Source organism: Saccharothrix sp. CB00851 (assembly GCF_001905065.1).
Lineage (GTDB): Bacteria > Actinomycetota > Actinomycetes > Mycobacteriales > Pseudonocardiaceae > Actinosynnema.
Genome location: NZ_LWLC01000024.1, coordinates 85,794 through 99,997 on the forward strand (window position 1 = coordinate 85,794; position 14,204 = coordinate 99,997).

At 72.1% G+C, this 14,204-nt stretch carries 12 protein-coding genes; 7 read left to right on the top strand and 5 right to left on the bottom strand.

From position 1 onward, the window contains the following. The first annotated feature begins 23 nt into the window (after positions 1–23). Entirely contained in the window at positions 24–1,370 is a 1,347-nt protein-coding gene (locus A6A25_RS23885; protein WP_073893419.1) for a replication-associated recombination protein A, read from the top strand. Between the two features lie 40 nt (positions 1,371–1,410). Next, the gene (locus A6A25_RS23890) at positions 1,411–2,136 is read left to right on the top strand and encodes an SAM-dependent methyltransferase (protein WP_073893420.1); all 726 of its coding nucleotides are present in this window, start codon (positions 1,411–1,413) and stop codon (positions 2,134–2,136) included. Positions 2,137–2,188: 52 nt separating this feature from the next. Here the strand turns inward: A6A25_RS23890 and A6A25_RS23895 are convergent, their stop codons facing one another. Genes A6A25_RS23895 through A6A25_RS23915 form a run of 5 tightly spaced genes read right to left on the bottom strand, consistent with a single transcriptional unit; the run spans position 2,189 to position 8,828 of the window. Further along, positions 2,189–3,934 (bottom strand): IucA/IucC family protein, encoded by a 1,746-nt coding sequence (locus A6A25_RS23895; protein WP_241828881.1) that lies wholly within the window; start codon positions 3,932–3,934, stop codon positions 2,189–2,191. After that, the gene (locus A6A25_RS23900; protein ID WP_073893423.1) at positions 3,927–5,228 is read right to left on the bottom strand and encodes a lysine N(6)-hydroxylase/L-ornithine N(5)-oxygenase family protein; all 1,302 of its coding nucleotides are present in this window, start codon (positions 5,226–5,228) and stop codon (positions 3,927–3,929) included. The genes A6A25_RS23895 and A6A25_RS23900 overlap by 8 nt, the downstream gene beginning before the upstream one ends. Then, a complete protein-coding gene (locus A6A25_RS23905) occupies positions 5,225–5,803 on the bottom strand; it encodes a GNAT family N-acetyltransferase (RefSeq protein WP_083668623.1) in 579 nt (192 codons plus the stop codon). The genes A6A25_RS23900 and A6A25_RS23905 overlap by 4 nt, the downstream gene beginning before the upstream one ends. Further along, the gene (locus A6A25_RS23910) at positions 5,800–7,449 is read right to left on the bottom strand and encodes an IucA/IucC family protein (protein ID WP_073893425.1); all 1,650 of its coding nucleotides are present in this window, start codon (positions 7,447–7,449) and stop codon (positions 5,800–5,802) included. Before A6A25_RS23910 ends, A6A25_RS23905 begins: the two co-directional genes overlap by 4 nt. Continuing rightward, on the bottom strand, positions 7,446–8,828 hold the full coding sequence (locus A6A25_RS23915) for a pyridoxal phosphate-dependent decarboxylase family protein (RefSeq protein ID WP_073893426.1): 1,383 nt from the start codon (positions 8,826–8,828) through the stop codon (positions 7,446–7,448). The genes A6A25_RS23910 and A6A25_RS23915 overlap by 4 nt, the downstream gene beginning before the upstream one ends. 269 nt (positions 8,829–9,097) lie before the next feature. Between A6A25_RS23915 and A6A25_RS23920 the strand changes: the two genes are divergently transcribed. From A6A25_RS23920 to mltG, 5 genes are read left to right on the top strand one after another with little or no spacing between them, the layout of a single operon-like run. After that, positions 9,098–9,493 carry a DUF948 domain-containing protein gene (locus A6A25_RS23920; RefSeq protein WP_073893428.1) on the top strand — a complete coding sequence of 132 codons (396 nt, stop codon included), beginning with the start codon at positions 9,098–9,100 and terminating at the stop codon, positions 9,491–9,493. Further along, on the top strand, positions 9,490–9,759 hold the full coding sequence (locus tag A6A25_RS23925; RefSeq protein ID WP_073893430.1) for a hypothetical protein: 270 nt from the start codon (positions 9,490–9,492) through the stop codon (positions 9,757–9,759). Before A6A25_RS23920 ends, A6A25_RS23925 begins: the two co-directional genes overlap by 4 nt. Before the next feature lie 56 nt (positions 9,760–9,815). Continuing rightward, entirely contained in the window at positions 9,816–12,488 is a 2,673-nt protein-coding gene (alaS, locus tag A6A25_RS23930; protein WP_073893431.1) for an alanine--tRNA ligase, read from the top strand. Then, the gene (gene ruvX, locus A6A25_RS23935; RefSeq protein WP_073893433.1) at positions 12,475–12,987 is read left to right on the top strand and encodes a Holliday junction resolvase RuvX; all 513 of its coding nucleotides are present in this window, start codon (positions 12,475–12,477) and stop codon (positions 12,985–12,987) included. The genes alaS and ruvX overlap by 14 nt, the downstream gene beginning before the upstream one ends. Beyond that, positions 12,984–14,204, top strand: a complete 1,221-nt coding sequence (mltG, locus tag A6A25_RS23940) for an endolytic transglycosylase MltG (protein WP_073893434.1) — start codon at positions 12,984–12,986, stop codon at positions 14,202–14,204. Before ruvX ends, mltG begins: the two co-directional genes overlap by 4 nt.

Sequence of the window (14,204 nt, forward strand, 5' to 3'; positions counted from 1 at the left end):
ACGGGGAAGCTACAGTCGAACACGTGAACGATGGCCTGTTCGACGACGGCTTGTTCGGCATCGACCCGGAGGAGAAGGCGGCGCGCATCGCCGCCAACGCGCCGCTGGCCGTGCGGATGCGCCCGCGCACCCTGGACGAGGTGGTCGGGCAGGACCACCTGCTCGGGCCGGGCGCGCCGCTGCGCAGGCTGGTGGAGGGCTCGTCGCCCGCCTCGATCATGCTCTACGGCCCGCCGGGGACGGGCAAGACGACGCTGGCCACGCTCGTCTCCCAGGCCACCGGACGGCGGTTCGCCGCGCTGTCGGCGCTGTCGGCGGGCGTGAAGGAGGTGCGTGCGGTCATCGAGGAGGCCCGCCGCCGCCTGGTCCGCTCCGGCGAGTCGACCGTGCTGTTCATCGACGAGGTGCACCGGTTCTCCAAGACCCAGCAGGACGCGCTGCTCGGCGCGGTCGAGGACCGGATCGTGCTGCTGGTGGCGGCGACCACGGAGAACCCGTTCTTCTCGGTCGTCTCGCCGTTGCTGTCGCGGTCGCTGGTGCTGCAACTGCGCCCGTTGACCGACGACGCGGTGCGCGCGCTGGTCAGGCGCGCGGTCGAGGACGAACGCGGTCTCGGCGGCACGGTCACCGTCGAGCGGGACGCCGAGGACCACCTGGTCCGACTGGCCGGCGGTGACGCCCGGCGCGCGTTGACGGCGCTCGAAGCCGCCGCGGACTCCGTCGGCGAAGGTGGTGTGCTCGACCTGGCCACGCTGGAGGCGACGGTCGACAAGGCGGCCGTGCGCTACGACCGGCAGGGTGACCAGCACTACGACGTGACCAGCGCGTTCATCAAGTCGATCCGCGGTTCGGACGTGGACGCGGCGCTGCACTACCTGGCCCGGATGATCGAGGCGGGGGAGGACCCGAGGTTCATCGCCCGGCGGCTGGTGATCCACGCCAGTGAGGACGTCGGCATGGCCGACCCGACCGCGTTGCAGACGTGCGTGGCCGCCGCGCAGGCCGTGCAGCTCATCGGGCTGCCGGAATGTGCGCTGAACCTCGCCCAGGCCACCATCCACCTGGCCACCGCGCCCAAGTCGAACGCCGTCACGACCGCGATCAACGAGGCCATGTCGGACGTGCGCAAGGGCGCGATCGGCTCGGTGCCCGCGCACCTGCGCGACGGCCACTACGCGGGCGCGGCGAAGCTGGGCAACGCCCAGGGCTACCGCTACCCGCACGACGTGTCGGAGGGCGTGCTGACCCAGCAGTACCCGCCGGACGACCTGGTCGGCCGCGACTACTACCAGCCGACCGGGCGGGGCGTCGAACGCGTGATCGCCGAACGTTTGCCGAAGCTGCGCAAGGTCGTCCGCGGCGAGGAGTAAATCCATTTCCGATCCGACCGCGTTCTGACACGGTGTGCGCGTGACAGACGTACCGCTGAACGGCCACGCCCTGCTCGACTTCAACTCCCCGCTGTCGGACGCGAAGGCGTACGACCTGATCAACAGCCTGCGGACGGCGCCGGGGCAGCGGGTTGTCGACTACGGGTGCGGTTGGGCGGAGTTGCTGCTCAGGGCGGTGGAGCACCTGCCGGACGCGCGCGGCCTCGGGGTGGACAGCGACGACTACGCCATCACCCGCGGCCGGGCGAACGTCGAGGCCAGGGGCTTGACCTCCCGCGTCACGCTGGAGCTGGCCGACGTCACCACGTGGCAGGCGGACCCCGCCGACGTGACGATCTCCATCGGCGCGTCCCACGCGTGGGGCGGCACGAAGGCCACCTTGGACGCCATGCACGCCCGCACCCGCCCCGGCGGCACGCTGCTGCTCGGCGACGGCTTCTGGGAACAGCCACCCAACGCGAAGTCCGCCGAGATCTTCGGTGATGACTTCGGCACCCTGCCCGACCTGGTCGACCTGGCTCTGACCTGCGGCTACCGCCTGCTCAACCTCACCACCGCCTCCCTGGACGAGTGGGACAGCTTCGAATCCCGCTGGTGCGCCGCCCGCGAACACTGGCTGCTGGAGAACCCGGACCACCCGAAGGCCACCGAGGTCCGCGCGATCGTCGACGACCACCGCGACGGCTGGCTCAAGGGCTACCGGGGCCACTTCGGCCTCGCCTACCTCACCCTGGCCCGCCTCTGACCCTCCGGCCGCCTCGTCCGGCCGGGGATACCGGACGAGGCGGCCAGAGCCCTTACCAACCGTCCGCCGGTGGCACCGGGACGACGTCGTGCAGTGGGTTGGGCAGGGTGCCGGTTTTAGGGACCGGGGGGCGAGCGGTCAGGTCTTGGTAGCCCGAGGTGATGCGGTAGCTGTTGAGCGGGTAGCGGAGGAATTCCGGGGTGGTCAGGGAGCCTTCGTCCATCCGGTCCGCCAGGGTGGGGAAGCGGGCGCGGTAGGCGTCGATCTCGCCGCGGACCATGCCCCAGAAGTGGTCCTCCGGTAGCGGCATCAGGGTGGACAGGGGGCGGAAGACGCCGACCAGCAGGGCGTCCACGATGTACTGGCGCAGGATCGGCCACGGCTTGCGCGGCAGCACGGGGTCGTGGGCGTCCGGTTCCAGGCCGCGGGCGGGTACGCGGTCCACGGAGACGTTCACGTCGTCCACCAGGTCCAACAGGGCCACGCGGACCGGCACGTGGTCGGAGTCCGTGATCACGACGACGTTCTCGCCGTGCGGGTTGAACGTGATCCCGTACGTGTAGAGCACGTGCAGCAGCGGCCGGAGCAGGGCGCGGAGCAGGGCGGCGAACCACACCGCCGGGTCGGTTCCGCCGAGGTACTCCAGCAACAACGGCCGTCCCGCGCGGTCCACGTGCAGCAGGGCCGCCAACGACCACGAGCGCTCACCGGGTCGCAACGCCACCGGCGCGCGCCAGATGCACCCGAGGGTCTCCAGCCACTGGTACGGCACGTCACCCGCCCGCGACAGGTGCGGGTGCCGGACGGTCACCGAAGCCACCTCGCCCAGCAGTTGCGTGCCCCACTCGCCGACGAGCTTGTCCGCCTGCCACAGCCCGGCGAGCCACTGCGTGACGACCGGCGCGGCGAGCGTGCAGTGCGGCGGGATGCCCCGGTAGACCGACGTGTTCAGCACCTTCAACGGCAGCTTGACCTGGTACCGGTTCGGCGAGTCCACATTGGACATGGTGCGGATCGCCTGGGTCGGCAGGTACCAGTCCGGCGCCTCGCCCAGCTCCACGATCCGACCGGTGGCCAGCTCCGCCGCCCACAGCGTCCGCACGACGTGGTCGAGCTGCCACGGGTGCACGGGCAGCCACACGTACGCTTCCGGGTCGGCACCCGCCTCCTGCAACGCCTCGGTGAACCGCTCGACCGTCATCGGGTCCAGCTCGTGCTCCCGCACCGACGACTCCGACAGCGACGACGTGCCGCGGAACTCCGCCAGCCCCCGGTGCACGGCCAGCCACGGCAGCCGCACGGGCGTGCGCGCCTCGGGGCTGTGCCGCGCCAGGTCCTCCGCGGAGAACCCGACCCGCCCCTTGTTCGCGATCAGCCACGGGTGCCCGGCCAGGTGACCGTCCAGCTCGGCCCGCGGCAACGACACCAGTTCCGCCACCGGCCACGCGGTCGACGCCAGCGCCACGTCGGCGGCCACGGTCGCGGTCACCTCGGCCAGGAAACCGGCGGTCGTGGCCGGGTCGACCCGCAGGAACCGGAACGCGTCCACCACGAACAGCCGCACGTCGTCGCACGGCTCCACCACGTCGTCGCCGAGGATCCCGGACGCCGCCCGGCGCACCGACCCCGGCTCCACCGCCCACCCGCCGAACGCCGTCCGCGTCGCCGAGAACGTGTACACCGCGTCGTCGAACCGCAGCTCGTACCCCTCGGTCGGCGTGAGCAGCCCTTCGAAGCACAGCTCGCCGATCGCCTTGGCCAGCAACACCGCCGAGCACTCGCGCCACAGGTCAGTCAACGTCGTCTCCCGGATGGCCGGCGTCCCTCGGTCGCCCCTCGTCCCCAGGAGCGCCGAAGCTGGTGTAGGCGGTGTGCTTGGGCAGCGGGTAGACCTCGCGCCCGGTCACCGCGTTGACGATGGTCGCGTTGCGCACGGCCCCGATGCCCAGGTCGGGCGCGGCCACGCCGTGGCTGTGCAGGTCGGCGTTCGCCACGAACACCCGCCCGGCGATCGACGGGTCCAACGAGATCGAGTGGTCCAGCGCGACGACGTACCGGCCCCGCGCGTCCCGGTGGATGAACGGCTCCAGCGGCTCCAGGAACGGCGTCGGCGCCTGCGCGTACCCGGTGGCCGCCACGACGAGGTCGGTGCGGTGCCGGAACGTCCGCCCGGTGTCCCGGTGCGCGCACTCCAGCACCACCTCGGACCCGGAGACCGACGACGACACCACCGTCACGCCCGGTCGCAGCTCGACCGGCGCCAACCCGTGCTCCCACTCCCGCCGGTACAGCAGGTCGTGCAGCTCCTCCAGCGTCTCCGACGAGATCGCCCGGTAGTGCCGCCAGTGCTCGGCGCGCAACGCGTCCCGCCGGTCCTGCGGCAACGAGTGGAAGTGCCGCACGTACGACGGCGTGGTCATCTCCAGCACCAGCTTGGTGTAGTCCAGCGGCGCGAACACCGGCGTGCGGGTCAGCCACGTGACCGCGGGGCCGCCGTCCAGGTTGCGCCGCAGCAGGTCGAGCACGATCTCCGCACCCGACTGCCCCGACCCCACCACGGTCACCCGGTCGGCGGACGTCGACCGGTGCAGGTAGTCCGAGCTGTGCACCAGCCGGTCGCCGAGACCGGCCAGCGCGGGCGGCACGGACGGCGTGGTGCCCACCCCGAGCACCAGGTGCCGCGCGTCCACCGAGAACCCCGGCCCCGACACGGCGAACCGGTCGCCCTCCCACCGCACCGACGTCACGTCGTGCGAGAACCGCACCGGCAGCCGGGACGCCGCCCACCGCAGGTAGTCCTCGTACTCGCGCCGGGTCGGGTGGAACCTCTCCCGCACGTAGAACGGGTACAGCCGGTCCGCGTCACGCAGGTAGGCCAGGAACGACAGCGGGTGCGTCGGGTCCACCAACGTCACCAGGTCGGCCAGGAAGCTGACCTGCAGCACCGCGTCGCCGAACATCATCCCGCTGTGCCACCGCAGCTCCGGCCGCGCCTCCAGCACCACCACGTCCAGGTCGTCCACAGTGGACGCCAAAGCCGCAAGGCCCAGGTTGAACGGTCCGCACCCGATCGCCACGACATCGGCCCTCATCGCGTGCGCACCATCAGCAGCGCCACCTTGTCCGGCAGCAGCACCTCGCCGACCGGCGCGAACCCGCCCGCGGTGAACGACGCGATCGCCCGCCGGTTGCGCACGTCCGGCTCCAGCAGCACCCGCGTGCACCGCGGGTCGGCGTCGAACAACGCCGCCGTCAGCACCGGCAGCAGCCCGCGCACCAGCCCCTGGTCGGTCATCGACAGGTCGCCGACGGCCACGTGCAGCCCGAGGTCGTGCGGCCGGGCCGGGTAGACCTGCGCGACCACGTCCCGTGCCGCCCGGTACACCTCCAGGTAGATCACCGGGTCCTCGCCGCGGCTCACCAGCACCGGCAACGAGTGCCGCCCGGACAGCTGCCGCCGCAGCTCCTCCTCCCACTGCTCGCGCGGCCACGCCTGGTGCCAGAACGCGACCACGTGCGGCGCCTGCATCCAGCGGTGCACCAGGTCCAGGTCACGGGTGTCCGGGTCGACCACGCGGGCGTGCCAGCCGTCGGTGAGCACCGGCAGCGGTGGACCGGGCACACCGGACAGGTCGTCGGTCGGCCGGTAGGCGTCGAGGTGGGTCACCGGGCGCACCTGCCCTCCCGCAACGGGTTCGGCGCGTCGAAGTACACCGACTGCGCGTCCAGCGGGGCGAGCACCTCGTCGATGCCCTCCAGCCTGGTCAGCAGGTTCGCCTTGCACGGCAGCACGTCCGCCTCCAACCACCTCCGGGCCAGCCGGTCGCCGTCCGGGCCCGCTTCGGCCAACGCCGGCAGCGCCGCTTCCAGCCGGGCCGCCAGCACGCCCAGCAGGTCGCGTTCGTCGGCCAGCCCTTCCACCCCGATGCAGCCGATCACGGCCAGCGCCTGGTTGCGCAGCAGGTAGTAGGTGAGCCGGTCGTCCACGACCGCGTCGTCCACCACGGCCAACGTCGACTTCCCGACACCCAACTGCTCCAGCACCCGCGGCAGGTGCGAGGCGGCCAGGTAGTAGCCCTGGTTGTCCCGATACCGCCCGCCGACCACCCGGCCCGCCGGGTCCAGCCGCACCAGCGTGTTCTGCTGGTGCGCCTCCAGCCCGATGCCGGTCTCCGCGTACAGCCGCAGCATCGGCACCAGCACCCGGTCGGTGTAGTCGGCGACCCACTCGGCCGCGTTCAGCCGCAGCACCAACTCGCCCAGCAGGGAACGCCCGATGCCCGGCCGCGGCGCGACCATGCCCGCCAGGCACCGCGAGTCGCCGATGTCCTCCGGCACCTCGCGCACGGCCACGTCCAGCCCGGTGACCTCACCGCCCTCGTCCACCGCGATCCACGAGGGGTCGCGCACGACGCTGAACTCGGGGTGCGCCTTCTCCGTGCCGACCGCGTAGCCGGACTCCAGCAGCAGGTGGACCTCCGAGCCGCGGCGCAGCTCGGTCGACGTCGACTCGCGCCGCGAGTTCGTGATCCGCAGGCCCAGCGACAGCTTCAGCATCACCGGCGCACCGGTCCGGTACACCGTGCGCAGGCTGGAGGTCGGCGACCACGCCGGGCCGAACTCGCCCAGCGGCTCCAGCAGCCCGCGCGAGACCAGCGACGCGATCCGCGGCCTGCTCAGCAGGTCGTGAGCCTGCCACGGGTGCGCGGGCACCAGCACCCGGCCCGGTTCGGGGCTGCGCCCGGCCAACGTCGACATCAACGTCACCGCGTCCGGCCCGGCCACCGACCCGTGCGACACGACCTCCTCGGCCGCCGAGAACCAGAACAGCGGGAACGAACCGCGCAGCTCGGGCGCGTACCGGGCGTTGTCGGCGTCGGACAGGCCGTCCCGGCTCTTGGGCGCGGGGTGGTGCAGGTGCCCGAGCATCAGCCGCTGCTCGCTGTCCAGGAACCGGTCCGCCGGCCCTACCGGTGCACGCCGCCGGTAGGCCACGAACTCCGCCACCCGGCGCACCGACTCGGCCGTGCGCTCCACGAGATCGGCGGTGTCACCACCCAACTCGGCGCCGACCAACGCCACCGCCACCACCGGATCCGCCGGTCTGCCCGCCAACGTCACCGGCCCGAACCGGTGCCGCCCGGTGGGCGACCAGTACCGCACCTCCGCCTCCAACGGCAGCCCGAGCACGTCGATCCGCACCCGGTCCGTCGCCGCCACGTTCCGCTCCCGCACCCAACAGCGCAGCAACGCCTCTAAATGCGCGTGCTCCGCGGCCGACCGGGGGTCGCCCTCCAGCGGATCGGGTGTCATGCCGCTCCCTCCAAGAGTCTTTCGGCGGCGGATCCGGCTTCGCGGACCAGTGCCAGCAGGGCGGCCAGGTCCGCCTCCCGGGCGTTCGGGTTGAGCAGGGTCAGCTTCAGGCACGTCACCTTGTCCACCTCGGTGCGGCCGACCAGCGCCGTGCCCGCGCGCAGCAACGCCCGGCGCAGGCGGGCGTTCACCTCGTCGGCCAGGGACTCGTCGGCGGGCCGGTAGCGGAACACCACCGTGGTCAGCGTCGCGCCGCCCACCAGCTCGAACGACGGGTCGGCGGCGATCAGCGCGGCGGCGTGCCCGGCCAGCTCGTGGCACCGGTCCACCAGCGCGCCCAGCCCGGCCCGGCCCAGCGCGAGCAGCGTCGCGGCCACCTTCACCGCGTCCGGCCGGCGGGTGGTCTGCAACGACCGGCCCAGCGTGCCGTCGTAGCCCTCGGCCCGGTCGTCCTCCGGGTTCAGGTACGCCACGGACCGCTCCAGTGGCTCGAACGACGACGCCGAGCGCACCAGCAGCACGCTCGCCGCGGCCGGCTGCCAGCCGATCTTGTGCAGGTCCGCGGTCACCGAGTCGGCCAGCGCCAGCCCGTCCACCAGACCGGCCAGCTTCGCCGAGAACACCGCGCCGAAGCCGTAGGCGGCGTCCACGTGCAGCCACACGCGGTGCTCGCGGGCGATCCGCGCCAACTGCGGCAACGGGTCCACCGAGCCGAAGTCCGTGGTGCCGGCGGTCGCCACGACGGCCACCGGCGTACCGCCCGCGCGCAGCATCGCCGCCAGCGCGTCCGGCCGCATCCGCCGGCGGGAGTCCACCGGCACCGTGCGCACGGCGTGCTCGCCGATGCCCAGCGCCGCGCACGCCCGCGCCACCGAGAAGTGCGCCAGTTCGGAGCAGAACACCACCGGGTCGGGCAGCGCCGCCACCCCGTCGGACCGCACGTCCAGGCCGATCCGCGCCGCCGCCGCGTCCCGGGCCAGCAGCAGCGCGGTCAGGTTCGACAGCGTGCCGCCGGGGGTGAACACGCCGTCGGCGTCGGCGCCGAACCCGGCCAGCCGGGCGAGCGCCGCCACCACCCACCGCTCCACGGCCAGCGCCGCCGGCCCGGAGTCGTAGGTGTCCAGGGAGGCGTTGCCCGCACTGGCCAGCGAATCCGCCGTGACGGCCACGGCCAGCGGCGGCGGTTGCAGGTGGGCGGCGGCGAACGGGCTGGTCAGGTCCACTCCGGCGTCGGTGAGCACGGTCGTGACGAGGGCCAGCGCGGCGTCCGCGCCGAGGCCGTGCTCGGGCACGTCGCCGAGCGCCCGACGGGCCCGGGCCAGCACGTCGGCCGGCCTGCCCGGCGGGATCGGTCGGCCGGAGGGACTGACGGCGAACACGGCACCTCCGACGATCGACTAAGGTTAGGCTTACCTCATCTACTCGGTGTGGTGTGTGTCAAGCCCTCCGTGACCATCCGTGGTGTGACGATCACTCGCGTGCCCAACGCTAGCCGCCGCGACGACGATCCAATCGACGCCAAATGGGGGGTCTTGGGCCGCCGTCCCACCACGTGGCACAGCCCAGCCCCGATCTCGTTCGGAGGGCCGAACGCGGTCGCGGTAACCTTGGCCACCACCGTGAGCCAGGCAATCCACCAGGAGGATCCGTGTCGCCAGGGCAGATCGCCGCGCTGGTCGCCGCCGGCGCGTTCGTGCTGCTTGTGCTCCTGCTGGCGATCCCGTTGATCAAGCTGGGCCGGACGCTGGACGAGGCCACGATCGCCATCCGCAAGGCGCACCAGAACAGCGACCCGATCTTCACCGGCGCGAACACGACGATCACGCACGTGAACACGCAGCTGGAGCGGGTGGACGGGATCACCGCCAACGCCCGCGCGGTCACCGGCAACGTCTCCGCGCTCGCCTCGCTGTTCACCGCCACCCTGGGCGGGCCGCTGGTCAAGGCCGCCGCGCTGTCCTACGGCGTGAGCAAGGCCATCCGCGCCCGGCGCACGGCGAAAGAGCTTCCCAGCAAGCACACTCGACGCAGGGGCAGGCGATGAGGCGGCTGTTCTGGTTCGGGCTCGGCATCGCCGCGGGCGTGTTCGCCACCCGCAAGGCGGGCCAGGCCGCGCACGCCGCCACGCCCGCGGGCATCGGCGAGAACGTCGGCCAGGGCCTGCGCGAACTGGCGGGCGCCATCGGCTCGTTCGGTGCCGAGGTGCGCGCCGGGATGTCGGAGCGCGAACAGGAGTTGCAGGACACCGTGGAACGTCAGACGGGCTTCACGCCGGGTCGGCGAGCGCGCAGGGCGAACGACGCCAGGTAGGTCGTTCGTTCGCCTAGCCGCGCCCTGATTTCCACACTCCCGAAGGACTGAAGACCGTGCAGACCCACGAGATCATCAAGCGCTTCCGCGAGCACTTCGAGAACGCCGGCCACAAGTACGTGCCCAGCGCCTCGCTCCTGCTGGACGACCCGAACCTGCTGTTCGTCAACGCCGGCATGGTGCCGTTCAAGCCGTACTTCCTCGGCGAGGCCCCGCCGCCCGCCCCGCGGATGACCAGCATCCAGAAGTGCGTGCGCACGCCGGACATCGACGAGGTCGGCAAGACCACTCGGCACAACACGTTCTTCCAGATGGCCGGCAACTTCTCGTTCGGCGACTACTTCAAGGAAGACGCCATCCGGCTGGCCTGGGACCTGGTCACCAAGCCGCAGTCCGACGGCGGCTACGGCCTGGACCCCGAGCGGATCTGGGTGACCGTCTACCTGGACGACGACGAGGCCGCCGACCTGTGGCAGAAGGTCGCCGGGCTGCCGCCGGAGCGCATCCAGCGCCGCGACATCGAGGACAACTACTGGTCGATGGGCGTGCCCGGCCCGTGCGGGCCCTGCTCGGAGATCTACTACGACCGCGGCCCCGCCTTCGGCGAGGAGGGCGGCCCGGTCGTGGACGAGGACCGGTACCTGGAGATCTGGAACCTGGTCTTCATGCAGAACGTCCGCGGCGAGGGCGGTGCCAAGAAGGACTACCCGATCCTGGGCGAGCTGCCGGACAAGAACATCGACACCGGCATGGGCGTCGAGCGCGTCGCCATGCTGCTGCAGGACGTCGACAACGTCTACGAGACCGACCTCGTCCGCACCGTCATCACCAAGGCCGAGCAGCTCTCCGGCCGCAAGTACGGCGCCAACGAGACCGACGACGTGCGGTTCCGCGTCATCGCCGACCACGCCCGTTCCGGCGTGCTGCTGGTCGGTGACGGCGTCACGCCCGGCAACGAGGCCCGCGGCTACGTGCTGCGCCGCCTGCTGCGCCGCATCGTCCGCTCGGCCCGCCTGCTGGGCGTGACCGAGCCGGTGCTGACCCAGTTCGCCGAGGTCGTGCGCGACGCCATGGGCCCGTCCTACCCGGAGCTGGTGTCCGGCTTCGCCCGGATCGAGCAGGTGCTCAAGGCCGAGGAGGACACGTTCCTGCGCACCCTGGACGCCGGTTCGCGGATCTTCGAGAACGCCGCCGCCGAGGTCAAGTCCGACGGCCGCGCCACGCTGCCCGGTGACAAGGCCTTCCAGCTGCACGACACCTACGGCTTCCCGCTGGACCTCACCCTGGAGATGGCCGCCGAGGCCGGTCTCACCGTGGACGAGGACGGCTTCCGCAAGCTGATGGCCGAGCAGCGGGCCCGCGCCAAGGCCGACGCCGCCGGCAAGAAGACCGGCCACGGCGACCAGACCGTGTACCGGGAGCTGCTGGAGCTGGGCGCCACCGAGTTCACCGGCTACACCGAGCTGGCCAGCGAAGCCACCCTGCGCGGCATCGTCAGCGGCGGCAAGCGGGTGAAGTCGGCTCGCGAGGGCGACATCGTCGAGGTCGTGCTCGACCGCACCCCGCTGTACGCCGAGTCCGGTGGCCAGGAGAGCGACGCCGGCACCATCGTCACGGCCAACGCCGAGCTGGAAGTCGTGGACGTGCAGAAGGTGGCCCGCAAGCTGTGGGTGCACCAGGTGCGCGTGGTCAGCGGCGAGGTCGCCGAGGGCGAGCACGTCGAGGCCCGCGTCGACCCGGAGTGGCGCGTCGGCGCCCGTCAGGGCCACTCGGGCACGCACGTCGTGCACGCCGCCCTGCGCCAGGTGCTCGGCCCGTCGGCCCTGCAGAGCGGCTCCTACAACAAGCCGGGCTACCTGCGGCTGGACTTCGCCTGGACGGGTGGTCTTTCCGAGGAGGCCCGCAGCGAGATCGAAGAGGTCTCCAACCTGGCCGTCCGCAAGGACCTACCGGTGAAGGTCGTCTACACCGACATGGGTGGCGCCCAGGAGATGGGTGCCGTGGCCCTGTTCGGCGAGACCTACGACGAGACCGTGCGCGTGGTCGAGATCGGCGGGCCGTGGTCGCGCGAGCTGTGCGGTGGCACGCACGTCGAGCACTCGTCCCAGATCGGCCCGATCACGGTGATCGGCGAGTCGTCCGTCGGCTCCGGCGTGCGCCGCCTGGAGGCCTACGTCGGCATCGAGGCCTTCAAGTACCTGGCCCAGGAGCGGGCCCTGGTGCAGAACGTCGCCGCCCTGCTGAAGGTGCCCGACGCCGAGGTGCCCGCCCGGGTCGAGGCCCTGGTGGAGCGGCTGCGGGTGGCCGAGAAGGAGCTGGAGAAGGTCAAGGCCGCCCAGCTCGTGGCCAACGCCGGTGCCCTGGCCGAGCAGGCCTTGGACGTGCGCGGGGTGTCCCTGGTGGCCCTCCAGCTGCCCGAGGGCACGTCGGGCGGCGACGTGCGGACCATCGCCGGCGAGGTGCGCAACCGGCTGGGCGACAAGCCCGGCGTGGTCGGCCTGTTCGCCCCGGACGGCGACAAGGTCAGCTTCGTGGTCGCCACCACGTCCGCCGCCCGTGACCTGGGCCTGGCCGCCGGCAAGCTGGTGCCGGCCTTCGCCCCGGCCGTGGGTGGTCGCGGCGGCGGCAAGCCCGACCTCGCCCAGGGTGGCGGCACGAACCCGGCCGGTATCGGTGACGCCATCACCGCCCTGCGCACCGAGGTGGACCGGGCTCTTGAGCAGCGCTGACCGCCCCGGCGTCGACGACCCGGGCCTCGGCCGGAGGCTCGGCGTCGACGTCGGCGCGGTGCGCGTCGGGGTGGCGTTGAGCGATCCCGGTGCGTTCCTGGCGACGCCACTGGTTACCCTGGCGCGTGACGTGAAGACCGGTCGGGACCTGCGCGACCTGGCCGGCCTGGTCACCGAGCACGACGTGGTGGAAGTCGTGGTCGGCCTGCCCCGCACGCTGGCCGGCAAGCACGGGCCGGCGGCGGAGACCGCCACGGCGTACGCTGCGGCACTGGCCGAGCGCGTCGCACCGGTTCCGGTGCGGCTCACCGACGAGCGGCTGACCACCGTCACGGCGAGCCGGGTGCTCGCCGAGCGCGGGGTGCGCGGCAAGAAGCAGCGCGCCGTGGTCGACCAGGCTGCCGCGGTCGAGATCCTGCAGTCCTGGCTGGACGCACGGGCGCGACAAGTGGCTCGCTCCGCCGCGGAGCGGGCCCCCGGAGCTAAGGACGGCTCGTGAACGACGACCTCGGGTTGTTCACCGATCCCGACACGCGCCACGACGAGCGGGTGGCGCGTGGCAAGAGCGACGCCGCGGCCCGGCGTGCCAAGCGCAGGCGCAAGCGGACGATCCTGTGGGTCGTCGTGGCGCTGGTGCTGACCGGCGGCGGCGTCGGCGCGTACTACGGGTACCGCACGTTGAGCGGCATCGGTTCGTACGACGACTTCACCGGTGCGGGCGAGGCCGACGTGGTGGTCGAGGTCAAGGACGGCGACCTGGTCACCACCATCGCGACCACGCTCAAGGAGCAGGGCGTCGTGGCCAGCGCCCGCGCGTTCACCGAGGCGGGCGCGGGCGACTCGCGGGTGACCGCGATCCAGCCCGGGTTCTACCTGATGAAGACCAAGATGTCCGGTGAGGCCGCGGTGGCGCGGATGGTGGACGAGGCGGCCAAGATCGTGCCGCTGGAGGTCAAGGGCGGCAACGTGCTGCACGACCTCACCGCGCTGGACGGCAGCATCACCAAGGGCATCCTCTCCCGGCTGTCCGAGGCCTCGTGCGTGGAACTCGACGGCGTCAAGCAGTGCGTCACGCCCCAAGAGTTGCGCGACGCGGCGGACAACGCCGACCCGGCCGCGCTCGGCGTCCCCGAGTGGGCGCTGCCCGACGTCGTCGCCGCGCCGAAGGAGAACCGGCTCGAAGGGCTGATCGCCCCGGGCCTGTACCACGTCAAGCCGGGCGCGAACGCCACCGAGCTGCTCAAGGGCGTGATCGCCACGTCCCTGACGAGGCTGCAGGGCTACGGCATCCCCAACGGCGCGGGCAAGACGGGTTTCCGCCCGTACGAGGTGCTGGTCATCGCTTCCCTGATCGAGAAGGAAGGCGTGACCAAGGACTTCGGCAAGATCTCGCGGGTCATCTACAGCCGCCTCGCGCTGCCGCAGAAGCTGGAGCTGGACTCCACGGTCAACTACAAGCTGGACCGGCCGCACATCACCACCAGCGACGAGGACCGCGACAGGTCCGGGCCGTACAACACCTACAAGGTGCAGGGGTTGCCGCCGACGCCGATCGGCTCGCCCGGCCGGGAGGCGATCCTGGCCGCGATCACGCCCGAGGAAGGGCCCTGGCTGTACTTCGTGAAGTGCCAGAAGGACGGCACGTCGTGCTTCACGAACACCTATGACGAGCACGACGCGGTGTCGAAGCAGGCGCAGCGGGAAGGCGTCTTCTGA